Source organism: Pseudomonas sp. MDV22-iso1 (assembly GCF_058145095.1).
In genome coordinates this window covers 25,693-41,205 of sequence record NZ_JBYVMF010000007.1, presented here as the reverse complement: position 1 = coordinate 41,205, position 15,513 = coordinate 25,693, and the positions used below count along the sequence as shown (strand labels likewise).

Genomic DNA, 15,513 nt, shown 5'->3' with positions numbered 1-15,513 from the left:
ACCGCAGGCTGCGATCTTTTGACCTTCAGCCTTTCCAGACCCCGGCATTCACCAGATTCTTCGGCCGCTCCCCAGCCAATGCCGCCAGCAGATTGTCCACCGCACAGGTGGCCATGGCCTCGCGTGTTTCATGGGTCGCCGAACCAATGTGCGGTGTGGCCACGACGTTGTTCAACTGCAACAGCGGCGAGTCTGGATTCAACGGTTCCCGCTCAAACACATCCAGCCCGGCCGCCCGAATTTGCCCGTCACGCAATGCCTCGATCAACGCGGCTTCATCCACCACCTTGCCCCGGGAAATGTTGATGAAGATCGTCTCAGGCCCCATCAGCGCGAACTCTTCAGCGCCGATAAGTTTTTCGGTTTCCGCCGTTAGCGGCAACGTCAGGCAGACGAAATCGGCTTCCCGCAATAACTGCGCAAGGCTCCGGTACTGCGCGGCGAAACGCTGTTCCACCGCCGGTTTCGGCGAGTGACTGTGATAGATCACCGGCATGCCAAATCCAAAGTGACCACGCTGCGCCAGCGCCTCGCCGATCCGCCCCATGCCGATGATGCCCAGGGTCTTGCCATGCACATCGGTGCCGAATTGCGCCGGGCCGACGTTACGCGTCCACTCGCCAGCACGCACCACATTGGCCAGTTCTACCACGCGCCTGGCCGTCGCCAGGATCAGCGCGAAACCGGTGTCAGCGGTTGTTTCCGTGAGCACATCGGGCGTGTTGCTGAGCAAGATTCGTCGTTCGGTCAGGTAGTCGATGTCGTAGTTGTCGACGCCTACGGAGACGCTGGCGATGGCTTGCAGATCAGGCGCGAGGTCGAGCAATTCGGCATCCAGCTTCAAGCTCGCGCCGAGCAAGCCGTGCGCCTGGGGCAGGGCTTCGCGCAATTGGGCGAGACCCTCGGCGTCATGGCGTTCGATCAACGTCACTTCGGTCTGTTCGCGCAGACGCGCCATCAGCAGCGGTGAGAGTTTCTTGTACAGAACAACCTGCTTTTTCATCGTCGTCATCTCAATTTCAATTCAGGAATGGGCCGCAGTGCGGGGCGTCAGCGCGACCTTGGGCTGCTCCCGGTCACTGGCACCGGGCTTGAGAAAAATCGTCAGCACCACCGACAGCATCAAGGCGCCGCTCATCAACAGGTATGACGCGCCCGGCGAACCGGTGGAGCTGTTCAGGTAACCGACCAGGTAAGAGCCGCCAAACGACCCGAGCGCGCCCATGCTGTTGATCAACGCCATGGCGCCACCCGCCACGTTGGCCGGGAGAATCTCAGGGACGATGGCAAAAAACGGTCCGTACGGCGCATACATGCACGCGCCGGCGATCACCAGCAGGGTGTAGGACCACCAGAAATGTTCGGCACCGAGGGCGTAGGAACCGTAGAAGGCAATCGAGGCGATCAGCAACGGAGGCCAAACGAAGCGTTTACGTTTTTGCAGTTTGTCCGAGCCCCAGGACACCAGCAGCATGGCGATCACTGCCGCGAGATAAGGCAGCGCCGAGAGCCAGCCGGCTTCGATCATGTCCATTTGCGCACCGGCCTTGAGGATCGACGGGAGCCACAGTACGAAACCGTAAACACCGATGCTCCAGCAGAAAAACTGCAACGCCAGGATGATTACTTTGGGTGAGCGAAAGGCTTCGGCGTAATTCTTCACCGCCTTGATGCCCACCTGTTCGGCGGCCAGGGCGCTTTCCAGGTCGTGTTTTTCCTGATCGGTGAGCCACTTGGCCTGGGCCGGACGATCATCGGCCAGGCGCCACCAGATAAACGCCCAGAGCACTGCGGGCAAGCCTTCAATAATGAACATCCAGCGCCAGCTGTAATGCTGCACCAGGTAGCCCGACACCACTGACATCCACAGCATGGTCACCGGGTTGCCGAGGATCAGGAAGGTGTTGGCGCGGGAGCGTTCGGCACGGGTGAACCAGTGACACAGGTACACCAGCATGGCCGGCATCACGGCGGCTTCGACCACGCCGAGCATGAAGCGGATGACGATCAGCCAGTAGGCGTTGGAGACGATGCCGGTCAAGGTCGCCAGGCCACCCCAGAGGATCAGGCTGACGAAGATCAGTTTCTTCACGCTGTGTTTTTGCGCGTAGATCGCCCCCGGCACCTGGAAGAAGAAGTAGCCGAGGAAGAACAGCGCGCCGAGCATGGAAGACAGGCCCGGTGTGATCATCAGGTCGGCGGCCATGCCGGAGGCGGCGGCGAACCCGTAGTTGGCGCGATCCAGGTACGCCAGGCTGTAGGTAATGAACACAATGGGCATGATGTACCACCAGCGGCGGGCGGCAAGGGTTGCGGTTTTCATGGTGGTGCTCCTGAGCTTGTTGTTTTTTTCGCAGCAGGTAACGGGTTCAAATCTTCGGTGATTGAGCGGGCCTCATCGCTAGCAGGCTAGCTCCCACACTGGATCTACAGGCGACACAAATCCCCTGTGGGAGCCAGCCTGCTGGCGATGGCGTTTTCGAATTCGACGGACAGCTCGGACCGGGTCGGCAACCCCTCCATATCCCCGCGACTCTGCACCGCCCGGCTGCCAACCCAGTTGGCGCGCTTCACGGCCTCGGCAAAGCTGTGGTTCTCCAGCAGCGCGCTGATCATCCCGACAGCAAACCCATCGCCGGCACCGACGGTATCGACCACGGTCGCCACCGGCACACCCGCGACAAATCCCTGATCCAGATGCGTGCGGTAGTACGCCCCGTGCGGCCCCAGTTTGATGGCCACCGCTTCGGCGCCCTGATCCAGATAAAACGCCGCGATGTCGGCCGGGTCATCGAAACCGGTCAGCAAGCGACCTTCACTCAAACCCGGCAGCACCCAGTGGGCGAGGGCGGCGAGGCGGTTGATCTCGGTGATCATCTGCTGTTCGCTGGCCCACAGGCTCGGGCGCAGGTTGGGGTCGAAGGACACACTGCGCCCGGCCTCACGCATGCGGGTCATCAACTCGACAGACATTTCCCGCGCGCTGGCAGACAGCGCCGGGGGAATACCAGTGGCGTGCAGGTGTCGAGCATTGAGCAGTGCGGGATTGATCGACTGCGGTGAAAGAAGACTGGCCGCCGACCCTCGACGAAAGTACTCGACCACCGGATCGCTGCCATCCTCGGCGCGGGACTTGAGCTGAAAACCGGTGGGGTGCAGGTTGTCGACAGCGACATGGCTGCAATCCAGGCCTTCCTTAGCCAGGGTGTCGATCACGAAACGCCCAAGCGAATCATCGCCGACCCGGCTGAGCCACGCCACTTTGAACCCCAACCGCGACAAACCAATGGCGACGTTGCTGTCGGCACCGGCAATGCGTTTGTGAAAGTGGCCAACTTGGGCCAGTTCACCGCTTTGCTCGGCGACGAACATCGCCATGGTTTCACCGAAGGACAGAATATCGATCTCAGACATGAGCGATCTCCAGTCGGGATTGGCCCAGAAGGGCGAGGGTGGCGACATGCTCGGTGGTCAGCTGAATCAGGTCATCGCCTTGCAGTGGATATTCCGCCGCGCGCATGACGCCGTGGTCCATGTGTCGCAACAGTTGTTCCCATGCCTGCAGGTCACTCGCGGCAGGCGGGATGGCGACCAGTTTGCCGTCGGTGCGGCGGGTGACGGCTTTGCAGTGAACATAGCCGACATGGCGGCCCAGCAGTCTTGCAGCGCTGGCTGCCGATTGGTCCTGCCAGTGCCAGTTGCCGATGTCGAAAGTCATCTTGATCGGCAGCGTGTGTTGCTCGACATCGGCGAAAAAGCGCTGGAACGGTTCGATGCGACCGCCCTGCAGGGTCTGATCGTTTTCCACCAGCAACTGCACCGAGCTTTTGCTCAGCACTTGATTCAGGGACTGGAGGTCGCAGGTGTCGGTGAAGTAACCGAGGGACACCTTCAGCGATTTCGCGCCGAACGCCTGAGCGCGTTGCAGGGCAGTGATCAGCTCCGGATTGGGCTTCGACTGGCCGGCCAGCCACAGCTCCATGGGCGAGGAATAGACGCTTTCCAGTCCTTGGGCCTCAGTGGCGTCGGCCAGGAGCGCGGGGTCTTCAACGGTGAGCAATTCTTCGCGCCATTCGATGCGCGTGGCGCCGGCGGCGGCCAATATTTCGATGAAACTGCCCTGGCCGCGTTGGCGGACGAGGTCGGCACCATAGCTGGAGAGGCTGATGGAAACGTGTGGTTTGTTCATTGTTTTTATACCTCTGAAACCGGTTTCATTTTTGTTCAGAAAAAAAGGCTGGTCGGGTAGAGATGTTCAGTGCCGATGAGGCCATCCGTGTCACCGAGAATTCCCAAGCGTCGACCCCCGCACAATCAACCGCGCCGAAAAATCCAGCGTCCGCACCGGCCCGTCATCCCCCCGCAAACGCTTGAGCAAACACTCAAATGCGCTTGCACCGATCTCGGCAGTAGGCTGGGCGAGGGCGGTAATGCCGCTGCCCACCAACGGATACCAATCCAGGTCATCGAGGGCGATCAGGCCGACATCTTCAAACAGATTGCACGTCAATTCGCGCAACGCATGGGTGCTGGCCAGCGCTGCAATGCCGTTGGCGCAGAACAGTGCTTTCGGGCCATAGCCTGGGGTATCAAGGAAGGTTTTCAGCTGTGCTGTCAGGTCGCTGCCGGTCTCTACGAGGGTGCCGCGCAGTACCGGACGTTGGGCGATGTGCGCTTTGAAACTGCTGACCCGTTCGATCCGCGAACTGGTGCCGTCGTACGGTTCGGTGACCAGCAACACGTCGCGATAGCCGCGCTCTTCCAGGTGATCGAGGGCCATTGCGACGGCTTCCGGATTGTCCAGCCCGACCAGATCGCTTTCAAGCTGATCGACTTTACGGTCCACCAGCACCAGCGGCATTTCACGATGCAGTTCATGCAACGCATCGCGGTGGTGGCCAAGAGTGTTCACAATCAAGCCTTCGATGTTGTAAGACCGTAGTAGCGCCAGGTGCTGGCGTTCCTGCTCGTCATCGCGGTCGGTGTTGCACACCACCAGGCTGTAGCCGTGCTGACGGCAGGCGGTTTCCACCCCGTGCATCACGGCAATTGAATAGGGGTTACGGATATCGGCCACCAGCATGCCGATCAGGCGGGTTCGCCCGCGTTTCAGGCCGCGGGCCATCTGGTTGGGCCGGTAGCCCAATTCGGCAATCGCCTGCTCGATGCGCAGGGCAATGGCATCGGAAAGCAGTGCGCGGTCATCGCCAATGAAGCGCGAGACGCTGGCCTTGGAGACCTTGGCGTGTTCGGCCACATCAAGCATCGTCACGCGGCTGCGCTGGGCGGCGGAGAAGTCGTTCACGGTCTGAAACCTTTTTATTGGATTTGTAAGGTTCGGTGCATGGCACTGAAACCGGTTTCAGGAGACACCATTTGCCAATCTGTCGTCAAGCCCCAGTGTGGAAATGCGCCGACAAGTGGTGGTCACGCCAACACGCTCAGCCACGCAGAAATCAGCAGCAACACCGCCATGCACCGGTTGAACCGCTGAAACGACTGCGGGGTTCGCAGCCAGCGTGTCGAGCCCGCGCCCAGCAATGCCCAGGCACCCAGGCACGGCAAGGAAATCAGGAAAAACGTCAGCGACAACCAGGCCACATGCAGCCACCGTTGTTCACCGCCACCGGCGAAAACACTCACAACCGCGAGCGCCATCATCCAGGTCTTGGGGTTGATCAGTTGCAGGCTGGCGGCCCCCACCATACCTAGGCGGCGGTCGGCGCGTTGCGCAGAGAGGGGCTGGGTCGGGACCCTGAAAATTTGCCAGGCCAGGTAACTCAACCACATCACGCCTATCCAGCGCATAACGGTTTGCAGCGCGGGCAGGGCAACCAGTGACGCGCCGGCGCCGGTGCCGACCAACAGCACAATCAGCGCAGCGCTGGCGCACGCACCGAAAATGATCGGCATGGCCGCTGCCAGTCCATATCGGGCACTGTTGCTAAGCACCAGAATATTGGTCGGCCCCGGCGTAATCGACGCCACGAACGCAAATAATATGAAGGGTAGAAAAGTCGGGAAAGAAGACAACATCACGGCAAACTCCGGCGAAGATCATTGATACCGATCTTCGCTATCGTGAACGCTATCTGTCTGGAAGATTTGAGCAGCGCTTGCGGTACAACGCGGGGGTAAATCCATAGGCGCGCACAAACCAGCGGCCCAGATGGCTCTGATCGGCAAACCCCAGTTCCATGGCCACTAACGCCGGTTGCTCACCTCGTGCCAGCATCCGACGCGCCGTGGCCAGACGTAATTGCACCAGATAGGCATGCGGTGCGATGCCATAAGCGGCCTTGAACGCGCGGGTCAACCTGAAACGATCGACGCCCGTCACCGCCGCGAGCTGGTCAAGGCCGATGTCGTGTTGAGCGTTGGCGTGCAGGTACTCCTGCGCTTTTTTCGCCACCAACGGCAGGCGCGGGTCCTCGCCGTAACGAGCGCGCCAGTGCAGATGTCGGGTAAGGCGTTCGAGCAACCCGTCGAGTGCAGTCTGGCGTACGATTTTCAGTTCACCCTGATGCAGGGCCCAGAATGCCAGGTCGGTGGCATGGGCCAGACGCACGTCAGTGGTCAGGGTATTGGCGAAACTCAACTGACTGCGGTCGGGGGCGTTGTCGAACACCGCATTGATTTCACGCTGCAACCATTGCGGATCGAGGTACAGCATGCGGTAAGTGAAACCGTCCTCGGTCGGTGCTTCTCCGTCATGGATATCACCGGGTTCCAGCAGGAATACCTTGCCCGGCGTACTTTGGTGTTTTGTCCGTCGGCAGTTGAACTGTTGGACCCCTTGCTCGGTGACGCCCACCAGAAAGCTGTCGTGCCAATGCGGGTCGTAGGCATGCCCTTTGAAATGCGCGCGCAGCGTCTCGATGCCGGTGTCGGCGTCCCGGGCCAGGTCGATCCAGTTGGGAGTGTTCATGCTGCACCTATGGGTCGGATCACCGAGCTATTTAACGTCTGTGTCGTTGGCTGTGAATAGAACGTTTGTGCATGGCTCAGTTGAACAGGCCTGCTGCGTTGTTGATCGAGCAGCCGAGAGTCGTCTTTGCAGAGGGCCCACAGGTGCGCAGTTTGCAAAGTGATGCCGACCGCTAGCATATAAAACGAGTTGCGCAACTATCAGATCTGTGAGTGGCTCTGCGAAAGCCGATGAGCGTTAATGGCTGCTCGAATGCCCACTCGAGAAATATCAAAATGACCTCTGACGAACAATCATTGTCCGACCCGGTATCACCAGGCCAGGTAATCCTGGTGCAGGCTACGGTGTCGTCTCTCAAAATCAGCTGGGTGTTTGAAAGCCCCCACAATCCTAATACAGGCGTGCGAATCAAGTGGGGGCGCAAGCCATACGACAGTGCGAATGATAAGTATCAAATGGACCTGCCGTTTACTACGCCAGCTGGAAAGTACACGATCACAGCGTTAGCGCCGGACACCCTCTATGAGATCTTTGTTTGGGGAACTGTCGGCGAGGTTGAATCTCGCAATAGAGGCAGGGTGGAAGGAATGACCACACCCGCCGCTTCCGGGCCGGCCAGTCCGACGAATCTCAATGCATCGCCTTCCGGCTATAGCATGAAGTTGACATGGTCAGGCGCCGCCAATGCATCCAGCTACAAGATCAGTTACGGCACTGAGCCCGGCGGCCCGGCCACACAGGTTACTTCTATAACAACTGAGTCTACGATCAGTGAGTTGCGGTCCAATACCCCTTACTACTTCGAGGTTCGCTCGTCTAACAACAACGGCGATTCGGAACCGGCACGTGTCGTCAAGCAGACGTTGCCGGTGCCCCCGACACCTGCAGATTTGCGCGCTGCACCAGCGATTGTTTCGATGGACCTCACTTGGTCGGCTTCTGCAGGCGCGGCTTTTTACATCATTCACTACAAAGTCGAACCTGATGGTGAGTATCAGCGCCAGGACACAGACGTCGCCCACCACACGCTAACGGGACTCACCAAAAATACGTTGTACGCCGTCATGGTGTCCGCGGCCAACGCCAACGGCGCTTCGTTGCCATCGCACATCACCCAAAGAACTCAGGAAGGGCCAGAATTGCCTTCGACCCCAGGCGCTATTTCGACGTTCCCGACCCGCGACACCGTACAGGTTATTTGGGAGCCGCCGCGATCCGCTGAATTTCAGGTCAGCTATGGATTGGAAGATCATGAGCGTGAAGTCATTGATACCCAGATAACGAAGAACATGACGTATACGTTTCGAGGTTTGCAGCCGGATACCCGATATTTCATCGATGTCAGCGGTTCCAATGCCAGCGGAGTGTCTGAGCCTCGCAGTAATTCCTTCACGACCAGGACGTTTGAAGCGCCACGCAACTTGTCTGCCATCGAGCTGACCGATGAATCGGCCACCTGGCAATGGAGCGCTGGCGCCGATTATCCGGCGGGTACCCGGTACGAGGTATATCTGGGAGATCGACGCCTGGACACGGTCCCCGATACACACTATGTCCTGACCGATCTGATCGAAAAGACTGAATACCTGTTCAAAGTCCGCGCGATAGCGGTGGAGGGTTACTGTTCTGACTATTTGACAGACAACTTCAAAACACTTGCTTATTCCGGAATGCTGATCTGCTCGCCAGGCAATTTAAAAGGCATTCGCCAATCTGCAACCACCGGTATATTGACGTGGGACGAGCCCTACGCGACATGTACTACATGTCCCGAAGCGGTGGGTTATGAAATATCCGGCGCAGGCATCGAGACATTTGAGGTAACTCGCCCTCCCTGCGAAATCAAAAACCTGGATGCGCAGCTTGAGTATTGGCTGGCTGTTCGTGCAAAGGGCGGGGGCAATAATATTTCGCAAGCAAGCCGCGTTCTGATTGAAAGGCGTCCAGGAAAACCCGAAGCACTGCAGGTCACCGCCATTACCGCGTCCTACGCCACCTTATCGTGGAGTGTTGCGACGGATGACGTCGCGGTGTTGGGTTATCTGGTTTATCGCAATGGGACGTTCGTTGGCGCGACCTCAAGCTTTCAATATCATCTCCAGGCATTAGAACCCGGCACTGAATACACCGTTGAGGTGCGCGCACGCACCATTGCATTAACGCTATCGGACCCAGCGCAAAAACGTTTTTTTACTATTGAGGAAAATGACGGAGTGCCGAATGCGCCAAGCAACTTTCAATGCTCGCAAAACGGATTGCTCTCGACCCTGAAATGGGATGCGCCAACAGAGGGCGCGCAAGTGACCGGCTATCGCGTTGCCTTGACCACTCCAATGGGGAACGAGGTTGCTAGCAATGTCACCAGGCCGATGCTGCAAACGGTCCTGGTTCCACGAACGCGCTACAAAGTAGATATTGTTGCAAATAATGCAGCGGGGTATTCCGAATCGCTGCTTTCTGAGTTAACCACCAACTGAGTCAGAGCACTGGTTGGCGCGAAAAGTCGTGCGTTCTGTTTTTTCACCCAAACAACCCCGCCGCGATATTGATCGAAAAGCCCAATATCGCGGTGTTAAACAAGAACCCGATCAACGACTGCGCCAGGACTATCTTGCGCATGTCCCGTGTAGCCACACCCACATCGGACGTCTGCACCGCCACGCCGATGGTGAACGAGAAGTAAAGGAAGTCCCAGTAGTTGGGTGTCGTGAGGCCTTCGGCAAAACGCAATGCCTGTTCCTTGCCCTCCCAGGTGTAAAACAGACGGGCGTAGTGCACGCTGAAGATCACCCCGATCAGCAGCCAGGAGCCGATGACGGTCAACGCCGTGAAGCCGTAGTGCATCAGCTTGTGGGTGCTGTCCAGGTCCTTGCTGCCGGCCAGTTCGAAGGTGATGGTCGCCAGGCTCGCGATCGCGGCGATGCACACCACGAACAGCACCAGCCCGGCATTTTCATCTTCGATCTCGGCAATGCGCTTTACATCGGGTGCCTTGGCCCGCGAGGTAAGCCAGAGCATCAGCACCAGATACGTCCAGACGCCGGCGTTCCAGCCGTAAAGGATTTTACTGATGATGGAATCGGCCGGTGCCAGGATACCCACGGCGATGCCGAGGGTGGTGGCGGCGGACAGGCGAGGGTGGGTACGGGCAAGGAAGGGCATGTGAGCTCAATATGGCGGCGCGTCTGTGCACCATAGCGCACGCAACTCCGCTTTTGTAGGAGCTGCCGCAGGCTGCGATCTTTTGATGTTGTTCTTGAGAGATCAAGATCAAAAGATCGCAGCCTGCGGCAGCTCCTACGAGGGATCTACGGTGTTATTTGGGCATGTGGCGTTTGCGCACCAGCTTCATCACCACCACAAAAAACACCGGCACGAACAGCACCGCCAATGTCGCGGTGATCATCCCGCCGATGACTCCGGTACCAATGGCCTGCTGGCTTGCCGAGCTGGCACCGGTGGCAATCGCCAGTGGCACCACGCCGAGGATGAACGCCAATGACGTCATGACAATCGGTCGCAGACGCAAGCGCGCCGCTTGCAGGGTGGCATCGATCAGGTCGTGGCCTTCGTCATACAGACTCTTGGCGAATTCGATGATCAGGATCGCGTTCTTTGCCGACAGGCCGATGATGGTAATCAGCCCGACCTTGAAGAACACGTCGTTAGGCATCCCGCGCAACGTCACCGCCAGCACCGCGCCCAGCACGCCGAGCGGCACGACCAGCAGTACCGACGTAGGGATCGACCAGCTCTCGTACAACGCCGCCAGGCACAGGAACACGATCAGCAGCGACAGCCCGAGGAGAATCGGCGCCTGACTGCCGGACAGGCGTTCCTGCAGTGACAGCCCGGTCCATTCCTGACCCAACCCGGCGGGACCTTGAGCGACCAGTCGTTCGATTTCCGCCATGGCTTCGCCGGTGCTGTGACCGGGTTTCGGTTCGCCGGAAATGCTGATCGCCGGATAGCCGTTGTAGCGCGTCAATTGCGCCGGCCCCTGGGTCCATTCGGCCTGAACGAACGCCGACAGCGGCACCATTTTCCCGGCACTGTTTCGTACGTGCATTTTCAGCAAATCGGCCACCTGACTGCGTTGATCGCCTTCAGCCTGAACCACCACCCGCTGCATCCGCCCCTGATTGGGGAAGTCGTTGACGTAGGTCGAACCGACGGCGGTGGACAGCACGTTGCCAATGTCGGCAAACGACACGCCCAACGCATTGGCCTGCTTGCGATCCACGATCAGTTGCACCTGCGGCGCCTCGGCCAGGGCGCTTTCGCGCACGTTCATCAGGACCGGGCTCTTCTCAGCAGCGGCCAGCAACTCGGTGCGTGCCTGCATCAGCGTGGCATGGCCGAGACCGCCACGGTCCTGCAGACGGAATTCAAAACCGCTGGAGGTCCCGAGACCATCGACCGGAGGCGGCAAGACGGCGAACGCAACGGCGTCCTTGATCTGGCTCAGGGCGATGTTGGCCCGGTCAGCAATGGAACTCGCCGAGTCGTCACTGCCACGTTCGGACCAGTCCTTGAGGGTGGTAAACGCCAACGCGGCGTTCTGTCCGCTGCCGGAAAAACTGAAACCCAGAATCACCGTGCTGTCGCCAACGCCTGGCTCGGTGGCGTTGTGCGCTTCGATTTGTTCGACGACCTCGACCGTACGGTTTTTGCTCGCACCCGGCGGAAGTTGCACGTCGGTGATGGTGTAGCCCTGATCTTCAACCGGCAGGAACGAGGAGGGCAGGCGACTGAACATCACTCCCAGACCGATCAACAGCACGCCGTAGATCAACAGGTATCGACCGCTGCGCTTGAGCGCGTATGAAACCCAGCCTTGATAACGCTCGGTCAGCTGCTCGAAGCGGCGGTTGAACCAGCCGAAGAAGCCGCCCTTGGCATGATGCTCGCCCTTGGCGATCGGCTTGAGCAATGTTGCGCAGAGTGCCGGGGTCAAGGTCAGCGCAAGGAACGCCGAGAACAGGATCGAGGTGGCCATCGACAAGGAAAACTGGCGATAAATCACGCCAACCGAGCCCTGCATGAACGCCATGGGTATGAACACCGCCACCAGCACCAGCGTAATACCAATGATCGCGCCGGTGATCTGCTTCATCGCCTTGCGCGTCGCCTCCTTGGGCGAGAGGCCCTCGGTGACCATGATTCGTTCGACGTTTTCCACCACCACAATCGCGTCATCCACCAGGATGCCGATGGCCAGCACCATGCCGAACATGGTCAGCACGTTGATCGAAAACCCGAGCGCCAGCATGGTCGCGAAAGTCCCCATCAAGGCGACCGGAACCACCAGCGTGGGAATCAGCGTGTAGCGAATGTTCTGCAGGAACAGGAACATCACCGCGAACACCAGCAGCATCGCCTCGCCGAGGGTGTACACCACTTTGGTGATCGAGACTTTGACAAAGGGCGAGGTGTCGTACGGAATCTTGTATTCAACCCCTGCCGGGAAGTAGCGCGAAAGTTCATCCATCTTCGCCCGCACCAGCGTTGCGGTGTTCAAGGCGTTGGCGCTGGGTGCGAGCTGCACGCTGACGGCGGTCGACGGCTTGCCGTTCAGGCGAGTGCCGAACTGGTATTCCTGACTGCCGATCTCCACACGCGCCACATCGGCGATGCGCACCGTAGAGCCGTCGGGATTGGCCTTGAGCACGATGTCGGCGAATTCTTCCGGGGTCGACAGCTGACCTTTCACCAGAATGGTCGCGGTGATTTCCTGGGTGCTGCGGGTCGGCAAATCACCAATGCTGCCGGCGGAAACCTGAGCGTTCTGCGCGACGATGGCCGCGTTGACGTCGGCGGGCGTGAGGTTGAAGCCGATCAGTTTCTGCGGGTCGATCCAGATTCGCATGGCCCGCTCGGCGCCGTACAGTTGCGCCTTGCCGACACCGTCCAGGCGCTTGATTTCGTTCATCACGTTGCGCGCCAGGTAGTCACTGAGCGCCACTTCGTCGAGCTTGCCATCGCTGGAGGTGAGGGTGATCAACAGCAGGAAACCAGAGGAGACTTTCTCTACCTGCAAACCTTGCTGATTCACCGCTTGGGGCAAGCGCGACTCCACCACTTTCAGGCGGTTTTGCACATCGACCTGGGCCAGTTCAGGGTTGGTGCCCGGCTGGAAGGTGGCCTTGATCGTCGCGCTGCCCAGGCTGCTCTGGGACTCGAAATACAGCAGATGATCAGCACCGTTGAGTTCTTCCTCAATCAGGCTGACCACGCTTTCATCAATGGTTTGCGCCGAGGCGCCGGGGTACACGGCATAGATCTCGACCTGCGGCGGCGCAACGTCGGGGTACTGCGCGACCGGCAACTGCGGGATGGCCAAGGCACCGGCCAGCAGGATAAACAAGGCGACCACCCAGGCGAATACCGGGCGGTCGATAAAGAACTGCGGCATAAAAAAGCGTCCTGCTTACTGACCAGAAACCTGGGCAAGTGGAAGAGGGGTGTCATCGATCTGCACTTTTTCACCGGGACGGGCGTGTTGCAGGCCCTCGATGACGATGCGGTCGCCGGCCTTCAGGCCGCCGGTGACGATCCAGCGATCGTTCTGCACCGCACCCAGTTCGACGGGTTGCTGGCCGACCCGCAGTTCGGAATCCAGCAGCAGCACTTGGGCGATACCCGCGCTGTCTCGCTGAATCGCCCGTTGCGGCACGCTGATGCCTTGCTGATTGACGGCTTGCTCCAGGCGCACCCGAACAAAGCTGCCCGGCAGCAAATCAAGGTCCGGGTTGGGAAACTCGCTGCGCAGGATGATCTGGCCGGTGCCTGGGTCAACGGTGATGTCGGTGAACAGCAGCTTGCCCGGCAACGGATACAGGCTGCCGTCATCCTGGATCAGCGTGGCTTTGGCCTGGCCTTGACCGACCTGCTGCAACTGGCCGGAGCGGAAAGCACGGCGCAGGTCGTTAAGTTCCCGGGTCGATTGGGTCAGGTCGGCGTGGATCGGGTTCAGCTGTTGAATCAGTGCCAGAGGGGTGGTTTCGTTCTGTCCGACCAAGGCCCCTTCGGTGACCAGGGCCCGTCCGATACGTCCGGAAATCGGCGCTGTGACGGTGGCGTAGCCAAGGTTCAGCTTCGCCCGCTCTACTGCGGCCTTGTTGGCGGAAACTTCGGCGGCTGTTTGCCGGGTCGCGGCCCGGGCGTTGTCGTAATCCTGGCCGCTGATGGCGTTGCCTTCGATCAGTTGGGCGTAACGCTGCTCTTGCAGGCGTGCCTGGAAGGCGTTGGCCTCAGCCTTGCGCAGGGACGCCTCGGCGCTGTCCAGGTCGGCTTTGAACGGCGCCGGGTCGATGCGAAACAGTACATCGCCTTTTTGCACGTCGCTGCCTTCACGGTAAACCTGCTGCAGCACGACCCCGGCCACGCGCGCGCGGACTTCGGCGATGCGCGGCGCGACGATCCGCCCGCTGAGTTCACTGCTGATCGACAACGGCCGTGCTTCGATAGTCTCGATGCGAACGGTGGCCAACGGCGCCGCTTCTTCAGCGACCGATGACTTGTCACAGGCGCTGAGCATCACGGCCAGTGCAATCAGGCTGAGCCTGGCGAGCAGATTCTTCGACATGTAATTACCCCAAAAATAACCACCAGCATGCTACTGGCAGGTGGCGAGGGTAGCGGTGAAGCTTTGTAGGTGCTGTGTGAAATTGTGTAAGGGTTTTACTCAGGTGTGTGCGGGGGCGTATATCCTTTGCAGCCTGAGACTTTTTTGCGACTGTAGGGCCGCCATCGCGGGCAAGCCCGCTCCCACAGTGACCGGGGATGTTCACCCAATCCATGTCCACATCCGATCCCTGTGGGAGCGGGCTTGCCCGCGATAGCGGCATAACTGGCGCCACCGTACTTTCTGGAAACACCCATGCCCAACATCCTCCTGGTCGAAGACGACACCGCGCTCGCCGAACTGATTGCCAGCTACCTGGAACGCAATAGCTACTCCGTGAGCGTGATCAGCCGCGGTGACCAGGTGCGCGAACGTGCGCGGCTCAATCCGCCGGACCTGGTCATCCTCGACCTGATGCTGCCGGGCCTCGACGGTCTGCAAGTCTGCCGTCTGCTGCGCGCTGATTCGGCCACGCTGCCGATTCTGATGCTCACCGCCCGCGACGACAGCCACGATCAGGTACTGGGCCTGGAGATGGGCGCCGACGATTACGTCACCAAGCCCTGCGAACCGCGGGTACTGCTGGCGCGGGTGCGAACCTTGCTGCGTCGCAGCAGCCTCAGCGAACCGCAGACCGCCAATGACCGCATCCTCATAGGCAACCTGTGTATCGACCTGTCCGAGCGCACTGTGACCTGGCGCGATCAGTTACTTGAGCTCTCCAGCGGCGAGTACAACCTGCTGGTGGTGCTGGCCCGGCATGCCGGCGAAGTGCTGAGCCGCGACCAGATTCTGCAACGCTTGCGCGGTATCGAATTCAACGGCACTGACCGCTCGGTGGACGTGGCGATTTCCAAGCTGCGGCGCAAGTTCGACGACAACGCGGGCGAGGCGCGCAAAATCAAGACCGTGTGGGGCAAGGGTTACCTGTTCAGCCGCTCCGAGTGGGAATGCTGAC

At 59.7% G+C, this 15,513-nt stretch carries 12 protein-coding genes; 2 read left to right on the top strand and 10 right to left on the bottom strand.

Features of this window, described 5'->3' with window-relative positions; translation table 11 throughout:
* Positions 1-25 precede the first annotated feature (25 nt).
* The 7 genes from AC3ZVB_RS10545 to AC3ZVB_RS10515 form a co-directional block, all read right to left on the bottom strand.
* Positions 26-1,003, bottom strand: a complete 978-nt coding sequence (locus AC3ZVB_RS10545; RefSeq protein ID WP_490146576.1) for a 2-hydroxyacid dehydrogenase — start codon at positions 1,001-1,003, stop codon at positions 26-28.
* 21 nt (positions 1,004-1,024) lie between these two features.
* Positions 1,025-2,323: an MFS transporter gene (locus AC3ZVB_RS10540; RefSeq protein WP_490146477.1), complete on the bottom strand. Its 1,299-nt coding sequence runs from the start codon at positions 2,321-2,323 to the stop codon at positions 1,025-1,027.
* A gap of 104 nt (positions 2,324-2,427) precedes the next feature.
* Complete coding sequence (locus AC3ZVB_RS10535) at positions 2,428-3,414, bottom strand: sugar kinase (protein WP_490146476.1); 987 nt, start codon at positions 3,412-3,414, stop codon at positions 2,428-2,430.
* Positions 3,407-4,189 (bottom strand): sugar phosphate isomerase/epimerase family protein, encoded by a 783-nt coding sequence (locus tag AC3ZVB_RS10530; protein WP_490146475.1) that lies wholly within the window; start codon positions 4,187-4,189, stop codon positions 3,407-3,409. Before AC3ZVB_RS10530 ends, AC3ZVB_RS10535 begins: the two co-directional genes overlap by 8 nt.
* A gap of 90 nt (positions 4,190-4,279) precedes the next feature.
* Positions 4,280-5,305 (bottom strand): LacI family DNA-binding transcriptional regulator, encoded by a 1,026-nt coding sequence (locus tag AC3ZVB_RS10525; protein WP_162436462.1) that lies wholly within the window; start codon positions 5,303-5,305, stop codon positions 4,280-4,282.
* Positions 5,306-5,427: 122 nt separating this feature from the next.
* Positions 5,428-6,036 carry a LysE family translocator gene (locus AC3ZVB_RS10520; RefSeq protein WP_490146474.1) on the bottom strand — a complete coding sequence of 203 codons (609 nt, stop codon included), beginning with the start codon at positions 6,034-6,036 and terminating at the stop codon, positions 5,428-5,430.
* 52 nt (positions 6,037-6,088) lie between these two features.
* Positions 6,089-6,928, bottom strand: coding sequence for an AraC family ligand binding domain-containing protein (locus AC3ZVB_RS10515; RefSeq protein ID WP_490146473.1), 840 nt, complete (start codon positions 6,926-6,928; stop codon positions 6,089-6,091).
* Positions 6,929-7,203: 275 nt separating this feature from the next.
* On the opposite strand from AC3ZVB_RS10515, the gene AC3ZVB_RS10510 reads away from it, so the two are divergent.
* A complete protein-coding gene (locus tag AC3ZVB_RS10510; RefSeq protein WP_490146472.1) occupies positions 7,204-9,405 on the top strand; it encodes a fibronectin type III domain-containing protein in 2,202 nt (733 codons plus the stop codon).
* Between the two features lie 43 nt (positions 9,406-9,448).
* Here the strand turns inward: AC3ZVB_RS10510 and AC3ZVB_RS10505 are convergent, their stop codons facing one another.
* From AC3ZVB_RS10505 to AC3ZVB_RS10495, 3 genes are all read right to left on the bottom strand, one after another.
* Positions 9,449-10,090, bottom strand: a complete 642-nt coding sequence (locus AC3ZVB_RS10505) for a DUF1345 domain-containing protein (protein WP_490146471.1) — start codon at positions 10,088-10,090, stop codon at positions 9,449-9,451.
* Between the two features lie 154 nt (positions 10,091-10,244).
* Entirely contained in the window at positions 10,245-13,343 is a 3,099-nt protein-coding gene (locus AC3ZVB_RS10500) for a multidrug efflux RND transporter permease subunit (RefSeq protein ID WP_490146470.1), read from the bottom strand.
* Positions 13,344-13,358: 15 nt separating this feature from the next.
* Entirely contained in the window at positions 13,359-14,516 is a 1,158-nt protein-coding gene (locus tag AC3ZVB_RS10495) for an efflux RND transporter periplasmic adaptor subunit (protein WP_490146469.1), read from the bottom strand.
* 294 nt (positions 14,517-14,810) lie between these two features.
* On the opposite strand from AC3ZVB_RS10495, the gene AC3ZVB_RS10490 reads away from it, so the two are divergent.
* Positions 14,811-15,512: a response regulator gene (locus AC3ZVB_RS10490; protein ID WP_162436455.1), complete on the top strand. Its 702-nt coding sequence runs from the start codon at positions 14,811-14,813 to the stop codon at positions 15,510-15,512.
* Position 15,513 lies beyond the last annotated feature (1 nt).

Bases quoted from the DNA above. Each gene is read 5' to 3' on its own strand.
- AC3ZVB_RS10515 (WP_490146473.1), bottom strand. From the start codon at position 6,928: ATGAACACTCCCAACTGGATCGACCTGGCCCGGGACGCCGACACCGGC.
- AC3ZVB_RS10535 (WP_490146476.1), bottom strand. From the start codon at position 3,414: ATGTCTGAGATCGATATTCTGTCCTTCGGTGAAACCATGGCGATGTTC.
- AC3ZVB_RS10505 (WP_490146471.1), bottom strand. From the start codon at position 10,090: ATGCCCTTCCTTGCCCGTACCCACCCTCGCCTGTCCGCCGCCACCACC.
- AC3ZVB_RS10540 (WP_490146477.1), bottom strand. From the start codon at position 2,323: ATGAAAACCGCAACCCTTGCCGCCCGCCGCTGGTGGTACATCATGCCC.
- AC3ZVB_RS10545 (WP_490146576.1), bottom strand. From the start codon at position 1,003: ATGAAAAAGCAGGTTGTTCTGTACAAGAAACTCTCACCGCTGCTGATG.
- AC3ZVB_RS10490 (WP_162436455.1), top strand. From the start codon at position 14,811: ATGCCCAACATCCTCCTGGTCGAAGACGACACCGCGCTCGCCGAACTG.
- AC3ZVB_RS10500 (WP_490146470.1), bottom strand. From the start codon at position 13,343: ATGCCGCAGTTCTTTATCGACCGCCCGGTATTCGCCTGGGTGGTCGCC.
- AC3ZVB_RS10520 (WP_490146474.1), bottom strand. From the start codon at position 6,036: ATGTTGTCTTCTTTCCCGACTTTTCTACCCTTCATATTATTTGCGTTC.
- AC3ZVB_RS10510 (WP_490146472.1), top strand. From the start codon at position 7,204: ATGACCTCTGACGAACAATCATTGTCCGACCCGGTATCACCAGGCCAG.
- AC3ZVB_RS10495 (WP_490146469.1), bottom strand. From the start codon at position 14,516: ATGTCGAAGAATCTGCTCGCCAGGCTCAGCCTGATTGCACTGGCCGTG.
- AC3ZVB_RS10530 (WP_490146475.1), bottom strand. From the start codon at position 4,189: ATGAACAAACCACACGTTTCCATCAGCCTCTCCAGCTATGGTGCCGAC.